Genomic DNA, 17559 nt, shown 5'->3' with positions numbered 1-17559 from the left:
TCGTGACCTCACCCACCGCCAGCGCCTGCTCCTCGCCAAGACCGGAATGCTGCATCGCTGCCCGACGCACCGCCAGCGGCACCGCATGCCCCTGGGACAGCCCCATCGCGAGCGACGCTTCTTCCAGACGCTGCTCGACCCCGATCATCTCCCGTGTGGAGAACCGTTCCCGCCCATGACCGTCCCTCCCGAGGGAGACCAGCTCCGGGCACGCCTCCACCCGAACCATGACGGCCGTAAACTGTTCAGCATCCACCGTATGCCGGTCCACGAACCGCGCCAGATCCTGCCGGGTAAACGTGCTCTGCTGTCGCGTCAGCGCCTCCAGCGCCGCATGCGGCTCGGCCAGCAACTTCTCGCCATTGCGTCGCGCGATCTCCAGATGGTCGGCAACGCGCTCACACGGTTCACCGCGCTCCGGCCGACGTGACCCTGCGGGTCCGATCTTGTTCTGCGGCTCAAGGTCGATCCCCTGTGCGGCAAACGTCCGATGGTCGATCCGCACGTCCAGGTCCAGCTCGGCCAGCCGTTCATTGGCAAGTGACGCCCATCGCTCCCGCCACGTCAGCAGGAGTTCCTTGTCATTCCACGAGCGTTCTTTCGCACCAAACCCGTTCTCATCCACAGACCGCGTGGACAGCATCACATGGGCATGCGGCTTCGCCTGTCCGTCCTCACCAATGTCCCAATGCACATTGAGATCGGCCACCATGCCGCGTTCCACGAACTGCTCCCGCACAAAATCCCGTGCTAGCGCGATCCCCTGCGTCTGGGGCATTTCGCGCGGGATTGAAAACTCCACCTCGCGGGCAAGCTGGGCATCCTTGCGCTTCTCGATCGCCTCGACCTCGTTCCACAGAACAGACCGATCAAGAAACCGCTCCGGTGCGCCATCGGGCAGCAGGATCTCGGAATGCACCACGCCGCTCTTGTTGGAAAAGTCATGGTCGCGATCCAGCCGCACGTCATGCAGGCGGGACGCCGCGCGATAGGCCGCCGCCGCTACAGCGCTCCGACCAGTGGCGCGGCTGATGACCTTCGCATGCAGGTGATAGATCGCCATGGACGCGATCTTATCACACAACTTAAGCGCACGTCACGAAGTGACGTATAAGCGCGCACTCACATTTTACTGCGCCAAAAGGGTTGATTACTCTGGATGAGTGACGCGGTTCTCGCCTGTGTGATAGAGTATGGCATAGATCAGCAGGACAGAGGACCGGAAATGCGTAAGCCACGGGACATTGATGCGGAACTGAAGGCGCTTCAGGAAAAGGCGAAGCAGCTTAAGGCGCAACGGACCATCCAGCTCGGCGAACTGGTCGAGGCGACGGGAGCCGATACCCTGTCGATCGAGGCGCTGGCCGGTGTACTTCTTGCGGCTGTCGAACAGGCGGACGGCAAACCCGAAGCCGTCGCGAGGTGGACCGAACAGGGGACGGCGTTCTTTCAGGCCGGCGCAAAAAAGGGCGGCCGGAAAGGAACCGGAAACGATCAGAACGGAGCTTCTCGCACTTGAAAGACGGATCAGGAAGCAGGCGGCCCTGATCCATCGCCATCAGGCACGAAAGGCACGCACTGACATGCGCGACTGGGCGAAGGCGCGACGCGAACGTACCCATCATCTGATCGAACTGGGCGGGCTGGTACAAAAGGCGGGTCTGGTCGATCTGACCGACGATGATCGCGCCACCCTGTTCGGCGCTTTCCTCGATATTGCGGGGCAGCTTCAGGGCGGCAATGATACCACTCTAGACGACCTGAAAACACGCTGGAAACGCGTGGGGCTTCATGCCTTTGATGCAGACCGGGGATATGACAGGGCAACAGGCGGAAACAACCATGACTGACCACGAAACACGATCATCTGAAACGGACACGCTACGGGAACTGACAACCCGGATTGTCACGGCCTATGTCAGCAGCAACACGGTTCCGGCGGACGCGCTGTCCGGCCTCATCAGCACGGTGTTTCAGGCACTCGGCAGTCTGGGACAGACGACAATCGAAACACCGGATCTGGTCCCGGCCGTGCCTGTGAAGAAATCAGTCTTTCCGGATTACATTGTCTGCCTGGAGGACGGGAAGAAGCTGAAGATGCTCAAGCGTCATCTTCACGCCGCCTATGGCATGACGCCAAAACAGTATCGGGAGAAATGGGGCCTGCCTGAAAGCTACCCGATGGTGGCTCCTGACTATGCGGCCCGACGCTCTACCCTGGCCCAGGAAATCGGACTGGGGCGGACCATCAAGACGGCACCGGGCATTGCAGCGCCCGCTGAAAATCAGGTGCCGGTCACGCACATACCGGCAAAAAAACGCGGGCGTAGGCCAAAACGGGCCTGAAAATCCAGACGGAAACAGAACGCGGGAACGATCTCTCATTCCCGCGTTAAAAACCAACACTAATATTAATTTTACATGAAATACTATATATTTAATTCATTTCTACTAATTTTCTTGAATATTACCTTCTGGTCTTTTCTGTCGCGATGTTTCCTGCCAAATGCGTTCTGAAATGTAACCCACCGCGCTGCGCGCATCTTCGCCAGGACGAAGGTCATATAAATTTTTGAGAAGGAGTTGATCAAAATCAGTCAGGTGTAGAGATAAATTGGGAATATTTTTTTCATTGGTTTGCTTAAGAAAAGTAATACTAGAATATGACTCACCTAAAATTGGCGCACTCATAATTATCATTGACACCACATCAGATAAATCTACCCATTTCGCGTTTTTTATTCTTTCTATATCTATTATTAAAATGGATAAATGAATATCTTTCCTTGTGGGAGATATAACAAGAGATGGATCGTAACTTTGTGAAAAATAACTTGGGCCGAAAGACGAAGGCAACACTAATGGTGGAATAGATTCACGGTTTTCCTTCGCCGTTGATACAAGCCATCGTATGGCTCTACTTCGAAGAAATTCACGCTGTATTGATTCGGATGGCCCGTCGAAATTTGATTGATATACAGGAGACGCCTCATATCCGACGAAAAGGTTCGGATTTTTGCTTTCGACTTCAGCAGCGAGGCGATCAGATTGATCAGTAAAAAAAACGAAAACATTTTTATCAATACAACTACTACTAGACTCAAGGTTGAAATAATTAAACTTCTTTACTAGAAGTCCAGAAAAAAGATGGGTGAATTGAGGCGTTAAACCGAAAACATCAATGCAAAGCTTCGACCGCCATTCGGCCAGGTCGGATTCAAAACGCGGTTTGAAGATCCGGCTTACCTCCGTATTGATATCTTCTACGCTATAGCCATGGACAATATAATTCTCCCCAGATTGTGCTTCTGCACCTTGCGCAAATAGTAGAAAACCCAATGAAACGTATTTCATTGGGTTTTCTACTATTTTTTTTATCCCTATGAAAAATTCAGCACGGATGCGAGACACGACCAGCACAATACTGTTGATCATCACCAAGATCGATAGGATATATACAAGGACTGCAGGTTGGATCAGGATCGCCATTGGAAGCGTCTTGAATAACTAAAGGCAGAGAAATTACATTACGCATCGTATGGAATGGTAAATCTTCATTTTTTGATTGTTTTATCCCCATGTCATGGGCAGAAGCCAATATTGGAAAAGAAAAAATCATCAATAAGAATGTTTTTCTCATACGTTTTCTCCTGTTTTAGGGAAGGCATCAAAGATGGCCTTCCCTAAAACAGGGAACCATATTCATACACAATTCGCAATAATATTACGATTTATTAATGATAAAATTATCCCTGTTCTGCCGACTGTTTACGATCTGCCCGATCTCCTCTGTTCTGGCCGGAATACGCTTTACCGCGTCTGTGCAACATCGGTCTCCAACAGCATCCGGACATAGCGTGTGTAAGGAATGCCCTTTGCCTTCGCCCTGGCTTTCACGGCGTCCAGCAGGGACGCAGGCAGGCGCATGTTGAGGGCGGCTGCCTTGGGTTCGATCTCAAAGCGCATGGGCTTGAAACCGGACAGATCATATTGGGTTAGATCGGCGGTCGCGACGAAATCCTCGGCCGCTTCGTCACTGTGCAGCGAGGGCATGGACCTATTTTTACTGCTCATAGTGGTCGATCTCCTTCTGATGCATGTAACGGGCACTGATGGGACGTAACCTGGTTTGGTTGCTGATTGTCCTGAACATGAAGACCAGGAAAACGTAACGTCCGGCTTCAGTCCTGCCAATGGCCCGCATCCGGGGTTCACCGGGATAAGGATCAGCCATGACGGCAGATTCTCCCAGCAGGACCTGCTCGATTTCCGCACGGGAGACCCCATGTTTGCGCTAAGCCTCTCTGGGAGGGGCGTACAGGGCGCAATTCCTGTTACAGACCACAAAACCAGCCACCACACAGGGTAATGCCTGTACGGCCATCCTGTGGCGTCTGGCGGGCATGCTGCAACACGTGAGCCGCTGAATGATCGCCTGAACACCGGTGCGCTTTGAGCAGATTACGGTCCTGCCCGGTTCTTCTGGTGTTGCAGGCGTCGGGCGAGCGCGGAGCGGGAGCCCCGGAGGGCGCCAAAGGCGCCGACGCGGGAGAGGAAGGTGCTGGTAGAGAGACGATGCGGGAACGCATTGTCAAATTATGATTTCGCGGCGTAGGCGTGTCCGTTTAGCGCAGCCCTGGAAGGGCGAGCAGGGGGATGCCGGGTGGGAGATCGCGCATAGCGCGATTGGGGCGGCCGTAGGCCGCGAGCCGGCGGGGGCGTAGCCCCCAAGAGGCGGTGGTTTGTCGTTAGAGATTTTGTTAAAAAAGACTTGTTAAATAAGTTAAGCCGTTCAACGGATCGATTTTCGTTCTTATTTTCAATACCCTATGAAACCGCCTGGTGGATGAAACCCCGTGATTCGGTGGGTGAAACCCCGGCACTTCAGTGTGTGAAACCCCAACAGTATGGTGGGTGAAACCCCGACATCTAGTATGACTTATCCACACCCCATCCGTCACATTCCTTATGAAATAAGAGAAACCGAGTCAGCGATACGGCGTCCTTAACGGAAGTAAGGCCTCGGCCGGTGGGTGAAACCCCGACGCGTCAACGTCGTTCGACTTTTGCGAGATGGTCCATCAGCTTGTCCACTTCCTCGGCACGCTTCTGATCAACCTCAACACGCTCCCTACGCTCTCGTTCTTCTTCCAGCCTAGCGTGCAATTCAGCCGCCTCGGAAGCGCAACGTAGTTCGAACAAGACTGCTGGTATTTTATCGGTCGTTTTCGTCATCGTCATTGTATATTCGGGCAGCTGGTCAGTCTCTATGACCTTGCGAACCATGCGCGTGAATTCCTTCGAGGTTGCATCACTGCCGGTTTTTTCGCGCAACACCTCAAGGCGGCACATCCACCCACCACGTTGTTGACCAACATGCTTACGCGCAACTCGGTATAAGGCCCTCTCAAGCCCCCCTGTCAGCAGAAAGTAATCATGATGCATGGTCAGCAACGACCGTTCGCTAACAATGCCTTCATAAACCCAATTTGACAGGGTAATAGTCATACCGCGCGGCTGGTCCGTGGCTGGATCTACTTCTAGGGTCCACCCATCCAACCACCCAAACTGGGCCTCTGTACGCCGCTTCGGCGCTCGGATTGACGTGCGAATAGAAGTTGTCTCCAATCGCGACAACGCAGCCTGTAACTCGCTATAGTCACGTCCTCCGGTCCCCCTCCGGATACCACGCAACAGGTCGTAGGTGGTCGTGGTAAGCGTGCGTGGAAGGTCATTGACCCCCTGCTCCTTCATTCGGTTAAGGACGGACGCGGCCCAAATAAGGATATCGGCATCCCAAATCGTCGCCATGCCATAGGCAGGCATCGCCTCGACCTTCACCCACGCCTCGCCGTCCGGACTACGATATTCGATCGGTTTGAGGCGTTTGCGTTTCTGGAGTGAAAAGAATGGACGCTCCATCACCTCTCGCTGATCTTTCAGCGGAAGATCGTTCATTAATGGAATGAAAAAATCGAATTCCGAGTTAGGATCACGGCGCTTGCTCACGGCGCGAATCTCGTGTGACCGCGCTGAACGAGATATTGCCGCAATAACCGCTCAGTGATGACTGTCAAAGGTTCCCCTCCTTCCTCCACGCTAAGCTGCCTCAAGGTGCGGTGCATGTCTTCGGGGATATGGATCAGTACAGGTTTTTTGCCGGGGTGACTGTTGCGCCGCGTTGTACTTTCGCCGCTCACGCCCTTCCCTGCCTTTATCGGTATTGACGCTGGTTGCGTCTCAACCTTCGGCAGGGTTCGAGTTTCGAGCTCATCGTCGAAGATTCCGGCCAAAGCCGTTGTTTTTTTCGCCATTACGCCATGTCGCTTATTAGCTTATTCGCATATCCGCTTAACCGCTTAACCTCAGCGAACGCAGCATGCAACTCGGCCGATGCCTTGCTATTCGGGTCCAACTCAACTGCGGTCTTGCCGATTGGAGTCGCCTTGTAGAAATCCTTGCGGAAGTGAAGCATGCTATCGAAAAGGGCAACGCCCTTCGCAGCAAAGCCGGCGCGAGCCTCGGCCTCTTCCCCACCTTGGTGCGGCACTTGGGTTAGGATCACCGCGAATGGTGTGCCCGCCTGCTGCACCTGCTTGACTGTTTGCAGGACTGAATGAACGTCCAGCCCACGCGGCGCCACAGGGATTACCACGAAATCGGCTTGCTCGGCCGCCAGCATGGCGATGTCCTTCGAGTTCGCTGGCGTGTCGATGATAATAAGATCCAACTTGCCGCTACTGCGCCCGCGCGAGACATGCAGCGGCAACCCCGCAACACTACTATCCTTCACCATCACGTCGTCTACATCTCGGCGTTCCGACCAATAAAGCGCCGACCCCTGCCGATCGTCGGCATCGAGGATAACAACGGATGCCCCCTCACGAACAGCTTCGACGGCGAAAGCGGTCGCGATCGTTGTTTTCGACTGCCCACCTTTTTGCGCGATGATAGCCCAAGTCTGCATGGTGCCTCCTAACTCAAGCGACTAAGCAACACATATCGCTTAGTCGCTTATTAGACAATTCGCTTAATAAGTTATTCGCTTGTTCGTTTAGTAAAGACAAAGCTTCCCCGCCAGGAATCCCGCCTGCCCTCTCTAAACGAGGATGGTGACGATGTTCACTTTGACTAGGGCCAAGTCGTAAGCAACGAAATCATAGCGTTTTCACACCCTGATGCGCTCGACCTCATCGAGGGAGATGTCCTCGCGCCGGCGATCGTAAAGTTGGGTGGTGCGGGTGGAGGCGTGGTTCGCCATGACGGCCGCATTCTCCAGCGTGCCGCCATTCTTCAGATAGGTCGTCACCCCGGTCGCCCGGAAGGTATGGTTGCCGATCGCGGTCTCGATCCCGGCCGCTTTTGCCCGTCGCCTGGCCATCGCATGCGCGTCGGATTGCTCCAGCCGCCGCTCCGAAAGCTGCCCGGTGCCGCGCTGGATGGTGCGAAACAGCCAGCTCTTCGGTTCACCGACCAGCCCGGTGCCATCAAGATAGGCGTGCAGGGCGTCCTCCAGCGTATGGTGGCAGGGCATGGCGTGCTGCTTGCCACCTTTCTCACGCAACCGCACCCACAGGCGACGGTTCTGCACGAACACATCCTCGACCCGCATCGCCAACGCCGCGCCCACCCGCGCGAAAGAAAACACCATCAGCGCGATCAGCGCCCGGTCGCGCAATCCGCCCGGCGTGGACACGTCGATGCCATCCAGCAAAGCCCGCGCCTCGGTCGCCGCCAGAACTGGCGTCTTGCCAACCCGGGCGCTATGCGCCGGCCCGCGCACCGACGCGGCCGGATTGACCATCACCACCTGGCCGGTCACCAGCCAGTCGAACAGATGCCGCAGCGCCGCCAGCGCCTGCTTCACGCTTGGCGCTGACAGCGTGCGGCCTTGCAGCTCGATCCAGGTGGCAACATGCAGGGACGTCACGCCCTCCAACTCCGTCACACCGAGATCCGTGCACCAAGCCAGAAAGCCGGCGACCGACCGCGCATAGGCACGCCGTGTGTTTGGATTGCGGATCTGTGCAGCAAAAAACTCCAGAAAGCGAAGCCTGGCACGGTCACCGGCCGAGGCGACCAGAGCCGGCAGCACAGAACCAGAAGAGGAAGCGAGTTGCATCATCATGGCAGCCCTAGCTTCATCCGGATTTCACCCTTCGCAATTTCCCATAGGAAACCAATGCCAACGCTCGCTACCCCCCTGGTCTGCTCCTTCGTCTTGCGCCAGATCTCCGGATCACGCACCGTATCGAGGAATTCGTGTCCTTCCCACGTCAAACCTGAAATGGATGGTACCCAGCCATCCGTCTTGGCGCGAAGAAAGCCGGCATCGACCAACAGGAGTTGCGCGTAGACAAATCGCTCTGGAGAACAGTCTGATATTCCCAAGTCGCCGGGATCTCGGAACTCATGAATACCCATCCCATTGAGTTGTTCGTCTGCCTCGATGGCGAGAAGGATCTCGCGCACCAGGTCCATGTCGCGCTTCATGGATGCTTGCTCTCCTCTGCCATGCGCTGACTCTATTACGTTTCATACCCCTGATAAAGGACATTATCAGGGGTATGAAATAGAGAGGTAGTTGATTTTTTTTGGAAATAACTGTACAAATTGTAGGATACTGCGGCACTTTCCACAGCATCGAAACACACAACATAGAAAAATAAATTTACTTTCCTTCCTTTCTATGCGTTGATCATTCGTGTGGAATTTCTTTCCACATATTGCAATGACTAAGGAAAGGATAAAGAACATGGGCGTCGAATATCCGCACCAAACCAAACCCGAGGTCTCAGCGCTATCTGCAATCAATTATTCTCGATCTAAAAATCCGTCTGAAAACAAACAATATCAGAATCTTACTTCAAAAGATCAGTTAACCGTAGATGAAGCTCGAATTCTCAAGAAGATTGCCTCTTAATAAGAGCAAATTTTAGAGCGGGGGAAAGTTAAATATCTTTCCTCCGCCATTTCTACGGTGATAAAAATGAAATTCATCGAACGAAAGTATTCCGCTGAATATTCAATATCATTGATAAACGAATATGCGAAATCCAAGTCATGGCACTTTGCTGTTTCCACATTAGGAAAATCTAATACAACAAGCAAATGCATAATAAAAAACAATAATGGCGATATTTTAAGTGTTGGATATGGAAAAGGATTAGGGAAAACATCAGAAGTTGGAAGTATATATGAATCCGTAGAGCATTATTTTTCTTCTTTTGACGCGATTTCAGAAAATATAAATTATTTGAAAACTGATTTTTTAGAATTTGACGAGACAATTAAAAACACACCTTATTATTGTGAAATAGTGAGACAAAAAGGGAAAACTTTGGGATGTTTACCTTATAAAAGAATGTTTTCAGAAGAAATAAATTACGTTCCTGTATTTTTGTCTTTCGTTGATTACACAAATAAAATTCATCTACATGATAATTTAGATTATAAAAAACTTCTGAAAGAAGGAACAAATTCCGGAATTTCTATCGCAAACTCTTATGAAGAGGCTTGCATTCACAGCATCAGCGAGCTTATCGAGCGCGACGCTCTTTCTATTTTTCTCGCTGACCATTTTCTAGGCGACAAAAAATTTGGAAAGATAATAAATTTAGATAGCTTGCCAGACGATTTAAAAAACATAATCGATATTATATTATCAAAATCATTATTAAAAAATATACTTTTAATAGATATTACTACAGACATCGATGTCCCAAGCTTTTGTGCTGTTTCCGAGGACGATTTATATGCCGAAAACCCTTCTCCAATTGGCTCGGGCACTTCTCTCTCCCCAATTTACGCGGCTTATCGTGCCCTCTGGGAACTATTACAATACCATGAGGTTCGCCTAACATCACACTTGGTGTCTAAAGCAGAGAAATCCGCGTTACTTGCAGTTAAAAGTTATAAAAAATTTGTTGATTGCGTAAATTTTAATGTAGACGAAAGCATTATACCAAAAATAAACTGGAATTATCCAGATGTATTCTTAGATATAAATTCAATTCTTGAAAAATTATATTCCAAAATAGACGCTGTTGGTGGTGAGGTGTTTTGCTATGAAATTCATTCAGAGCCTTCTTTATTTAGCGTTGTTAGCTGTCACTGCCCAATATTGGATAGGTTCAATTTAGTCCGTATGGGTGCTGTAATACTGCCTGGGCAACGAGCAATGTCATATATGAAATAAGGTCGATTTACCGCTAAACTTCGAATTGATCGGCTTTCAGCAATTGATAAATCTCGTGACAGAATTTTGGTTTTCTAGGCATGGCATTCTGCGGCGCTATCTGTTGCTAATCGGTGCGATTATCGCGACGCAAATCTCCGTCTATGGCTCGCTGCTCTTCACGCGCTGGCAGGGCGCTCTCGCCCAACTTTTAGTATCCGCCGATTCGAATAATTTCGGCAGTTTCGTGCTTGCCTTCGTAATCGCCGTCTGCACCACAGAAGTTAGTAGCGCGCTGGCACTACTCTTCATCAAATGGATCGGCATCGACTGGCGGCAATGGCTGACAAACGTTGTCATGCGCAACTGGTTGCGAAACGATGCCTTCGCCTGGATGGAGCGGACACGGCGCATCGACAATCCGGACCAGCGCATCTCCGAAGACACCGACCAGTTTGCAACGACGCTGCTGTCGCTCGCGATCGGATTCCTGAAGAACATATCCATGCTCTGGACTTATTCGCTGCTCGTCTGGGAGAAAGGCGGCCCACTCGTTCTCGGATGGGCCGGGCAGGGGCTGACGATCCCGGGCGGAATGTTCTGGTTCAGCATCGCGTGGGCCAGTTTCGTGACGATCGTCGCTGCTTTCGCGGGCCGTGCGTTCAAGACCCTCACAATTCGGCAGCAGCAAGCGGAAGCGAATTTCCGCTTTGCCGCCGCCGACATCCGCAACAACGCCGAGGCGATAGCACTCATGCGTGGCGGCCCGCGCGAGGGGGAAACGCTGCTTCGGAAGTTTCTTTCAGTCAGAACCGCCGTCCTTCGCCTCGCCTTCTTCAACGCACGCTTCGACATGCTGCGCGGCGTCCTAGCGCTTACCGGCGCGCAGATTCCCACATTGCTTCTCCTGCCACGCTATTTCCGCCATGAGATCGGCGCGAACGCCCTCATGCAGACGGCAGCTGGAGTTGCTGCGCTGACAGTGAGTCTGCAATGGATCGTCGATAACTACACGACGATCCAGCAATTCCGCGCAGCCTCCACCCGTCTCACCGAGTTGAAAGATGCCGCAGCCGAAGCAGGCCGACTACATCAACCCACCATCGAGCGCGCAGCCGATTCGGAATTTATCCTGCACGATCTAAGCGTCGCCGATCCAGAGAACAAAACGCTGATCGGCAATCTGTCCGCCACTATCCGTCCTGGAGAGCGCTGGATCGTCCGGGGCAGCCCGGGCAGCGGGAAAAGTTCCCTGTTGCGGACACTGGGCGGGCTATGGCCTTACGGAAACGGAACGATCCTATTCCCGCACGATGCTAACGTCATAAGCTTGCCTCAACTCGCCTATTTCCCGGACGGAACGCTCCGCGACGCGCTCGCTTATCCTCAGGAATCCAGCCATTTCAAGGACGCCGACTACGCCGCAGCATTGAATGCGGCACTGATGACGCCGTTCAGCTCGGCGCTCGACGAAACCGCTCGCTGGAGGAAGCGCCTCTCGCCCGGCCAGTTGCAGAAGCTAGCCTTCGCCCGCGCTTTTCTTCACAAGCCCGACATCCTCTTTCTCGATGAGGCGACGGCTTCGCTCGACGGGCGATCGGAGGAAGTGCTCTATCGAACTCTGGTCGCACACCTCCCCGCCAGCATCATCGTCAGCGTCTCGCATCATCCGTCTCTCGACCGTTTCCATACGGACTCGCTCGATCTCGCCGGAGACGGGGCATGGACGTCCGGGAAAATAACGCTGTAGAGGATCAAACGCCTTTCTCGCCGAAACCGTCCTTCCAGAACGCCGCATAAAGCCCGTTTGCGGACAGAAGCGTCGCGTGATCTCCGCGTTCCACAACACGTCCGCCATCCAGAACCAGAATCTCGTCGCTTTCGACGATCGTCGAAAGCCGGTGAGCGATCGTGATCGTCGTCACATCCCGCGTCATCTCGGCGATCCTCTCCTGAAGAGCTCGTTCAGTCGCGGCATCGAGTGCGCTGGTCGGCTCGTCGAAGATCACGAGGCGTGGCTTCCTTAGAAAGGCCCGGGCGAGCGACACCCTCTGCCGTTCACCGCCAGACAGACGCGCGCCCTGGCTCCCGACGATTGTTTCTAGCCCCTCAGGCAGCCGCACCATCAATTCCGTCAACCCGGCGTATTCTAGCGCACGTTCGATCTCATGCTCCGTCGCGTCCGGCTTGGCGAAAAGCAGATTAGCGCGCAGCGTATCATGGAACAGAAAGGCGTCCTGCGGCACAAGAGCAATCGCGTTGCGTAATTGCCCGACCGGCAGTGTCGCCACGTCTCGACTGTCTATGAAGACATGCTCCGGCAAAACTGGATAGAGACCAAGAAGCAGCTTGGCGAGCGTCGACTTACCTGAGCCGGAGCGCCCTACGAGAGCAAGTTTTCCACCAGCAGGCAGCGAGAATGTGACGTTACACAGGGCTGGAGCGATGTCTCCTGCCGCTCCAGCCCTGCCTTCTTCTTGATAGGAGAACGTCAAATCGCGTACGTCAATGGCAAGCGGCGTATCAGGAACATCGGCCATGTTATCGTCAGCGGTTTTCTGCATACGGGGACGGCTAAGGAGCCTCCCGCAACGCGCCACCGCTTCCATACCCTGCCCGAGTTCAGAAGCAACGTAGCCCAACTGCTCGACCGGCATGATCGTCGCGATCAGATAGGCGGAGACCATGACGAAATCACCGACACTGGCCGTCCCGGACCATACACGCCAGCCCGTCAGACCAAGAATTATAATACCACCACCCGCCGCCAGCGCAGCCCGAAGGGCAACATGGAGCATTGACTGACGAGAAAACAGCATCCAGGCGCGCGCCCCCTCCTCGCGCGCTCTAACCAGGCTTCCAACCGCAATGTCCTCTCGCCCAAAGGACCGTATAATCTCCTGATGGGACAAAATCTCGGTTGTGATCGAGGCGGTTTTAGTTTCATGAACAGAAGTCTTTGAATAAAGCGCTGTCTCGCCACGAAAATGCAGGAAATACAGGATTCCGTAAGAAACAATAAAAACAAATAGACAGATCGCTACGTCCAGCGGCAATCCAGAGCGCATGACGATGACAACGGCTATAATCTCCTGCAACGCGATGGGAAAAATTGACAGCACTATGGCGGAAAAAATGCGCATATAACCGAGCGTAGCATCGTGAATATCGCGGCCGATCCCACCGATTTTGTAATGCAGGAAGAAATTTCCTTCCTGGCCGAGAACATCTTCATAAAATGCACGTTCGATCCGCGCTTCAATTTGTTTTCGGAGAGGAACAAATAAAAAGGTGCCCGCAGCCAAAATAGCACGCGATCCGTTCACTGCCACGCAGTAGATAAGGATAAAAATAAATGACGCAAAAAAATTAGTCTTACCCAGATCGTTAACAACAAACGACAAGAAAAGGGGCGAAAAAGACACTACTACGCTGCCGAGAACGGACAGTGAAATGATAGCGGCAACGGACAACTTCTCACGAGACGTCATCGCCCGCCACGGCCTCAGAAGGACAATCCATATCTCTTTAAGGGGACGTCCTACCATTTTTAAATCCTAATTATACGTTTTTATTTTATATGTTAATATTCACATAAACAAAAAGAGCCTACCGTAATATAATGACATTACGGATGATCCTTCTAAAATATTTTCTATATTCACCGTGCATCCGGTTTGATTATAATCACACAAGGCTTTGGCTGTGCGGCCTGTGTCGCCGCGATCCGGCAGTCCCGGATCTTCACCTGATTGTCGTGCACCAGCCGATCCTCCCACATAAGGCTGTTCCAGTTTTCCGACCGTGCATCCCGCATCATAGCCATTCCGGACTCCCACCGGTCCTGCCCCCCGACAATGAATGACGCCACGCGTTGATCGAAATGCTTCCAGGTCATCCACCCAAATACGGGCGGTGCAATCCCCACGCCGAACAGAAACGCTATGATTCCGATAAAAATCATCCAGAACCACTGATCGCGTCGAGTATTGGCGTGACCGATGATCGAAGCCAGCTTCTTCCGTTCGCCCTGAACCTCTCCGATCGCCTGCTGGAAGACCCCTTCCAGTCTCCGGCTGGCGGTAAGTCCTTCCTCCCTTATCCCCTGCCCATACGCCTGGGGCGTCATCTTCAGCGTCGGATTGGCCTCGATCGCCTTCATATGCGTCCCGACCGCATTCATGGCCTTCACGACACGGGCCAGATCCTCCGTGTAATCCGGCGGTCGATTGTCCCGCCACGCCTGCGGCAACGCTTCCACGCTGCGCCGGAGCACCGTCATTTCGGCGCACAGATCCTCAAACGCACGCGCTGCCGGATCTGTCTCGGACATCAGACATCCTCCCACGGATTGAGAACCCGCACACCGGTCGCCTCGAAAGGCGACACGTCGCGGCTGACCAGAACACGCGGCTCCGGGACGGACCTCGTCGCCGCCAGGATCACATTGGTATCAAGCCGCAGGATCATTCGAAGGGCATGGCCTCGGCCGGGGTCTGATCGCGGGTCTGCAAGGCCGTGATATCCTGATCACGCACACCGGCCTCACGACCGATGAACGTCAGAAGCAATCCCAGCCGAACGGCCGCTTCTTTTTTCTGCATGTCCTCTTCAGTCACCACGCCGAAATCAGACAACCCGTTCCAGCCCCAGATGTGTCACAAACGGATCAAAGTCCCGGTCACTGTAAAGAAGCCGATACCCGCTTACGATGCACCGTGTGGCAATCAGGGTATCAATTGTCTTCCGAATGGTGATGCCTCTGGCGCGCAGATCACGAAAATATCGTGCCGCCTCGATCATGACATCACGCCCCCCGATCTCCACCAGATCCAGAGCACCAAGCAGTCTCCGCGCCTTGTTGAAATCCCGTTCACTCGCAAATCCCTGAAGAACTTCCGTCATCATCAGATCCCCAATGGCGACCAGTTCCTCTCCCAGCAACCGGTCCAGAGCATCAACCTGTGGCGTAACCGTACCTCGGAAAAAATCGATCCAGACCGATGAATCGACCAGAATCATGCGTCGGAACGCATGACGTCGAGATCGCCGCGCCACTCCAGCCTGCCCTTCATGGAACGCAATTGCCGCTGCTGATTCAACTTGATCAGCGTCCGCAACCCGAGTTCGACCGCTTCCTTCTTGGTTTTGACGCCAGACGCCTTCAGCGCATCTGTCATGAGGGTATCGTCAATAATGATGTTGGTTCGCATGATGTGTATCTCCAGTGAAAATTATACACATCAACATCTCCTCTCTCAAGCAGATTACATCCCCATATCCATACCGCGCGACCTGGAGCGTGAGAGGGCCTGCTCCCGCTGATGGGGATGCAACCCGTGATCAAGCGTCGATCCCTTCCGGATGCCCAGCTCGCGGCTTTTCTCCCGCAGAATGGACTCAAGCTGCGCATCCCGCTTCAGCTCCTTCAGCGCCACACCCTGCTGCTCCCGGCTCAGCCCGTCCCAGGCCTTCACAAACCGCGCTGCCCGCAGATCCGGACTCTTCCGCACCCTGTCCTCATGCTCCAGCCCCTCGACCAGTTTGCGCGCCCGTGCCGGACCTTCCAGACCATACAGCGCCTGCCGGATCTCCGGCTGATGCTTCAGCGCCGCCCGCAGATCCGCCTCACCGCCACGCCGGACCCGCTCCAGATCCCGCCCGGCTTCAAAAAGCGCCTTCTTCTGGTGCTCCAGCACCGGCAGCTCCTGACGCACCATGCGCTCGGCATCCACCCAGGCCCGCGCATACTGCTCCACCGCCTGCTGAAGCGGATCACCACCCGGCACAAACCCACCCAGCCCGGCCGGCACCTGCTCGCGCTGCACACGCGGCAGCCGCAACCCGGCAAAGGGAGAGGCGGGAGCCTCACGCTCAATCCCACTTTCCCCCTTCCCGGCCCCGGCATCCATCCCGGCCGACACGTCTTTTTCCGCCGTCCGGCTACGCCCCCGCACGGACAGGTCCAGCCCGTCGAACATCCCGCGCTTCCGCTGCGCCGCCGCAGGCTCTGGCATAGGCACACCTTCAGCCTGCCTGTCCTGCCGGGGGCCAGAAACGTCTTGTTCACGCCCCACCACGATCTCGCTCTCGGGAACAGACAGCCCGCGTCGCCGTGCAAACCCGGCATCCCGATCCCGGACCTGCGGGTAATCCAGCGTGGTATCCTTCAGCCGCTCGCGCGACAGCCGCCGCACCAGCCCGTCCCGGTCGCCCACATCATCACGCCCCCAATGGACAGACACGCTCTCCCGATGCCGCGACAGCGCCACATAGGCCCCGTGCCGGTCCATGCTCCCCGTCGCCAGCACATGCGCCCGGTCCACCGTCACACCCTGCGATTTGTGGATGGTGGCCGCATAGCCATGATCCAGCGCGTCATAATCCGCCACCGACACGGACACGACCCGGCCAGTCCCGGTCCCACCCGGCCCGTCGAGCTGCACCGACAGTGCCAGATCCCCGGCCTCGGCCGATCCCTCGATACCCCGCACCGTGCCCAGCGTGCCGTTCTTTACCCCCAGCTCCCGGTCATTGCGCAGGAAGTAGACCCGCTCCCCGTCCGCAAACACCCGCTCGCCCTGGGCGGTTGGCACCAGCACGTCGTCACCCAGCTCACCAGCCTCCCTGCGGATCTCCCGCGCCGCTTCGTTCAGCGCCCGCACATCGACACGCCGGTGCGCCAGCATGATCTGGCTTTCTTCTGGCGCAGCCTGACGGGCTTCCTCCCACCCGGCCACGACCCCGGCCCGCGCCTCTTCCAGCGTGCCATGCCCGCGCACCAGGCCAGCCGCCTCATAGCGTCCCAGCGCTTGCTCTGTCCGCCCGGTCGCAAGCTCCTTCGTAGCCGCCTGCTGCCAGCCTTCACGCTGCCGGCGCACCGTCGTGATTTCCACCGACCCCACCCGCTCGGCCACCGCCCGGAATGCCCCGCCGGCCTCGATCGCCTGCAACTGCTCGGGATCGCCCACCAGCACCACCTTGGCCCCGGCTTCGCGGGCGACAGACAGAACCCGCTCCATCTGCCGTGACCCCACCATGCCGGCCTCATCCACCACCAGCACGTCCCCGCGCTCCAGCAGGTCGAACCCACGCTCCCACGCCCGCTCCAGGGACGCCAGCGTCCGGCTCTCAATCCCCGCCCCCGCTTCCAGCCCTTCCGCCGCGATCCCCGACAGCGCCGCCCCGCGCACCCGATACCCGGCCTCTTCCCATGCCCCGCGGGCGACACCCAGCATGGTACTCTTCCCCGTCCCGGCATACCCGACCACCACGGACAGGTCGCGGGACTTCGTGACCTCACCCACCGCCAGCGCCTGCTCCTCGCCAAGACCGGAATGCTGCATCGCTGCCCGACGCACCGCCAGCGGCACCGCATGCCC

Annotated in this window: 21 protein-coding genes and 1 pseudogene; 5 read left to right on the top strand and 17 right to left on the bottom strand. The window is 55.3% G+C overall.

Annotated features, from left to right (window positions below):
* The coding region (gene mobQ / locus PWM43_RS14885; protein WP_289843265.1) for a MobQ family relaxase at nucleotides 1–1063 on the bottom strand (1063 nt) is incomplete at its 3' end.
* Nucleotides 1064–1159: 96 nt separating this feature from the next.
* Between mobQ and PWM43_RS14880 the strand changes: the two genes are divergently transcribed.
* The 3 genes from PWM43_RS14880 to PWM43_RS14870 all read left to right on the top strand — a co-directional run bounded on the left by PWM43_RS14880 (nucleotide 1160) and on the right by PWM43_RS14870 (nucleotide 2346).
* Nucleotides 1160–1519, top strand: a complete 360-nt coding sequence (locus tag PWM43_RS14880; protein WP_289843264.1) for a conjugal transfer protein TraD — start codon at nucleotides 1160–1162, stop codon at nucleotides 1517–1519.
* A 64-nt stretch (nucleotides 1520–1583) separates the two neighbouring features.
* Nucleotides 1584–1850 carry a conjugal transfer protein TraD gene (locus tag PWM43_RS14875; RefSeq protein WP_289843263.1) on the top strand — a complete coding sequence of 89 codons (267 nt, stop codon included), beginning with the start codon at nucleotides 1584–1586 and terminating at the stop codon, nucleotides 1848–1850.
* Nucleotides 1843–2346 (top strand): MucR family transcriptional regulator, encoded by a 504-nt coding sequence (locus tag PWM43_RS14870; RefSeq protein ID WP_289843262.1) that lies wholly within the window; start codon nucleotides 1843–1845, stop codon nucleotides 2344–2346. Before PWM43_RS14875 ends, PWM43_RS14870 begins: the two co-directional genes overlap by 8 nt.
* A gap of 105 nt (nucleotides 2347–2451) precedes the next feature.
* Here PWM43_RS14870 and PWM43_RS14865 read toward each other — a convergent pair whose 3' ends face one another.
* The 9 genes and pseudogenes from PWM43_RS14865 to PWM43_RS14825 all read right to left on the bottom strand — a co-directional run bounded on the left by PWM43_RS14865 (nucleotide 2452) and on the right by PWM43_RS14825 (nucleotide 8493).
* Nucleotides 2452–3435 (bottom strand): hypothetical protein, encoded by a 984-nt coding sequence (locus tag PWM43_RS14865; protein ID WP_289843261.1) that lies wholly within the window; start codon nucleotides 3433–3435, stop codon nucleotides 2452–2454.
* On the bottom strand, nucleotides 3392–3640 hold the full coding sequence (locus tag PWM43_RS14860) for a hypothetical protein (RefSeq protein WP_289843260.1): 249 nt from the start codon (nucleotides 3638–3640) through the stop codon (nucleotides 3392–3394). The genes PWM43_RS14865 and PWM43_RS14860 overlap by 44 nt, the downstream gene beginning before the upstream one ends.
* Nucleotides 3641–3810: 170 nt before the next feature.
* A complete protein-coding gene (locus tag PWM43_RS14855; protein WP_061507491.1) occupies nucleotides 3811–4074 on the bottom strand; it encodes a BrnA antitoxin family protein in 264 nt (87 codons plus the stop codon).
* Nucleotides 4064–4282: pseudogene (locus tag PWM43_RS14850) on the bottom strand (BrnT family toxin); the annotation flags it as partial. The pseudogene PWM43_RS14850 and the gene PWM43_RS14855, both read right to left, overlap by 11 nt.
* A 767-nt stretch (nucleotides 4283–5049) precedes the next feature.
* The gene (locus PWM43_RS14845) at nucleotides 5050–6009 is read right to left on the bottom strand and encodes a replication initiator protein A (RefSeq protein WP_289843259.1); all 960 of its coding nucleotides are present in this window, start codon (nucleotides 6007–6009) and stop codon (nucleotides 5050–5052) included.
* A complete protein-coding gene (locus tag PWM43_RS14840) occupies nucleotides 6006–6314 on the bottom strand; it encodes a hypothetical protein (RefSeq protein ID WP_289843258.1) in 309 nt (102 codons plus the stop codon). Before PWM43_RS14840 ends, PWM43_RS14845 begins: the two co-directional genes overlap by 4 nt.
* Nucleotides 6314–6967, bottom strand: coding sequence for a ParA family protein (locus tag PWM43_RS14835; protein ID WP_289843257.1), 654 nt, complete (start codon nucleotides 6965–6967; stop codon nucleotides 6314–6316). The genes PWM43_RS14840 and PWM43_RS14835 overlap by 1 nt, the downstream gene beginning before the upstream one ends.
* Before the next feature lie 201 nt (nucleotides 6968–7168).
* A complete protein-coding gene (locus PWM43_RS14830; RefSeq protein WP_289843256.1) occupies nucleotides 7169–8128 on the bottom strand; it encodes a tyrosine-type recombinase/integrase in 960 nt (319 codons plus the stop codon).
* Nucleotides 8125–8493, bottom strand: coding sequence for a DUF2513 domain-containing protein (locus PWM43_RS14825; RefSeq protein WP_289843255.1), 369 nt, complete (start codon nucleotides 8491–8493; stop codon nucleotides 8125–8127). Before PWM43_RS14825 ends, PWM43_RS14830 begins: the two co-directional genes overlap by 4 nt.
* Nucleotides 8494–8989: 496 nt before the next feature.
* Between PWM43_RS14825 and PWM43_RS14820 the strand changes: the two genes are divergently transcribed.
* Both PWM43_RS14820 and PWM43_RS14815 read left to right on the top strand, forming a co-directional pair.
* A complete protein-coding gene (locus tag PWM43_RS14820) occupies nucleotides 8990–10198 on the top strand; it encodes a YcaO-like family protein (protein WP_289843254.1) in 1209 nt (402 codons plus the stop codon).
* A gap of 55 nt (nucleotides 10199–10253) precedes the next feature.
* A complete protein-coding gene (locus PWM43_RS14815) occupies nucleotides 10254–11927 on the top strand; it encodes an ABC transporter ATP-binding protein/permease (protein ID WP_289843253.1) in 1674 nt (557 codons plus the stop codon).
* Nucleotides 11928–11931: 4 nt separating this feature from the next.
* Here the strand turns inward: PWM43_RS14815 and PWM43_RS14810 are convergent, their stop codons facing one another.
* The 7 genes from PWM43_RS14810 to traA all read right to left on the bottom strand — a co-directional run.
* Nucleotides 11932–13668 (bottom strand): ABC transporter ATP-binding protein, encoded by a 1737-nt coding sequence (locus PWM43_RS14810; RefSeq protein WP_289843252.1) that lies wholly within the window; start codon nucleotides 13666–13668, stop codon nucleotides 11932–11934.
* Nucleotides 13669–13838: 170 nt separating this feature from the next.
* The gene (locus PWM43_RS14805) at nucleotides 13839–14510 is read right to left on the bottom strand and encodes a DUF6118 family protein (RefSeq protein WP_289843251.1); all 672 of its coding nucleotides are present in this window, start codon (nucleotides 14508–14510) and stop codon (nucleotides 13839–13841) included.
* Nucleotides 14510–14647, bottom strand: coding sequence for a hypothetical protein (locus PWM43_RS14800; RefSeq protein ID WP_289843250.1), 138 nt, complete (start codon nucleotides 14645–14647; stop codon nucleotides 14510–14512). The genes PWM43_RS14805 and PWM43_RS14800 overlap by 1 nt, the downstream gene beginning before the upstream one ends.
* Nucleotides 14644–14781, bottom strand: coding sequence for a plasmid stabilization protein (locus PWM43_RS14795; protein ID WP_289843249.1), 138 nt, complete (start codon nucleotides 14779–14781; stop codon nucleotides 14644–14646). Before PWM43_RS14795 ends, PWM43_RS14800 begins: the two co-directional genes overlap by 4 nt.
* A 25-nt stretch (nucleotides 14782–14806) precedes the next feature.
* Entirely contained in the window at nucleotides 14807–15199 is a 393-nt protein-coding gene (gene vapC / locus PWM43_RS14790; RefSeq protein WP_048848569.1) for a type II toxin-antitoxin system VapC family toxin, read from the bottom strand.
* Nucleotides 15196–15390: a type II toxin-antitoxin system VapB family antitoxin gene (locus PWM43_RS14785; protein WP_289843248.1), complete on the bottom strand. Its 195-nt coding sequence runs from the start codon at nucleotides 15388–15390 to the stop codon at nucleotides 15196–15198. The genes vapC and PWM43_RS14785 overlap by 4 nt, the downstream gene beginning before the upstream one ends.
* Nucleotides 15391–15444: 54 nt before the next feature.
* Nucleotides 15445–17559, bottom strand: a 2115-nt coding sequence (traA, locus tag PWM43_RS14780; RefSeq protein ID WP_289843247.1) for a Ti-type conjugative transfer relaxase TraA, incomplete at its 5' end; no start/stop codon positions are given.

This window comes from Brytella acorum (genome assembly GCF_029309905.1).
Lineage (GTDB): Bacteria > Pseudomonadota > Alphaproteobacteria > Acetobacterales > Acetobacteraceae > Brytella > Brytella acorum.
Note: the sequence above shows the minus strand (reverse complement) of the source record. Positions and strands in the feature narration are given on the sequence as shown.

Bases quoted from the DNA above. Each gene is read 5' to 3' on its own strand.
- vapC (WP_048848569.1), bottom strand. From the start codon at position 15,199: ATGATTCTGGTCGATTCATCGGTCTGGATCGATTTTTTCCGAGGTACG.
- PWM43_RS14835 (WP_289843257.1), bottom strand. From the start codon at position 6,967: ATGCAGACTTGGGCTATCATCGCGCAAAAAGGTGGGCAGTCGAAAACA.
- PWM43_RS14840 (WP_289843258.1), bottom strand. From the start codon at position 6,314: ATGGCGAAAAAAACAACGGCTTTGGCCGGAATCTTCGACGATGAGCTC.
- PWM43_RS14880 (WP_289843264.1), top strand. From the start codon at position 1,160: ATGAGTGACGCGGTTCTCGCCTGTGTGATAGAGTATGGCATAGATCAG.
- PWM43_RS14795 (WP_289843249.1), bottom strand. From the start codon at position 14,781: ATGCAGAAAAAAGAAGCGGCCGTTCGGCTGGGATTGCTTCTGACGTTC.
- PWM43_RS14805 (WP_289843251.1), bottom strand. From the start codon at position 14,510: ATGTCCGAGACAGATCCGGCAGCGCGTGCGTTTGAGGATCTGTGCGCC.
- PWM43_RS14870 (WP_289843262.1), top strand. From the start codon at position 1,843: ATGACTGACCACGAAACACGATCATCTGAAACGGACACGCTACGGGAA.
- PWM43_RS14865 (WP_289843261.1), bottom strand. From the start codon at position 3,435: ATGATCAACAGTATTGTGCTGGTCGTGTCTCGCATCCGTGCTGAATTT.
- PWM43_RS14830 (WP_289843256.1), bottom strand. From the start codon at position 8,128: ATGATGATGCAACTCGCTTCCTCTTCTGGTTCTGTGCTGCCGGCTCTG.
- PWM43_RS14800 (WP_289843250.1), bottom strand. From the start codon at position 14,647: ATGATCCTGCGGCTTGATACCAATGTGATCCTGGCGGCGACGAGGTCC.
- PWM43_RS14875 (WP_289843263.1), top strand. From the start codon at position 1,584: ATGCGCGACTGGGCGAAGGCGCGACGCGAACGTACCCATCATCTGATC.
- PWM43_RS14820 (WP_289843254.1), top strand. From the start codon at position 8,990: ATGAAATTCATCGAACGAAAGTATTCCGCTGAATATTCAATATCATTG.
- PWM43_RS14785 (WP_289843248.1), bottom strand. From the start codon at position 15,390: ATGCGAACCAACATCATTATTGACGATACCCTCATGACAGATGCGCTG.
- PWM43_RS14860 (WP_289843260.1), bottom strand. From the start codon at position 3,640: ATGAGAAAAACATTCTTATTGATGATTTTTTCTTTTCCAATATTGGCT.
- PWM43_RS14855 (WP_061507491.1), bottom strand. From the start codon at position 4,074: ATGAGCAGTAAAAATAGGTCCATGCCCTCGCTGCACAGTGACGAAGCG.
- PWM43_RS14825 (WP_289843255.1), bottom strand. From the start codon at position 8,493: ATGAAGCGCGACATGGACCTGGTGCGCGAGATCCTTCTCGCCATCGAG.
- PWM43_RS14810 (WP_289843252.1), bottom strand. From the start codon at position 13,668: ATGACGTCTCGTGAGAAGTTGTCCGTTGCCGCTATCATTTCACTGTCC.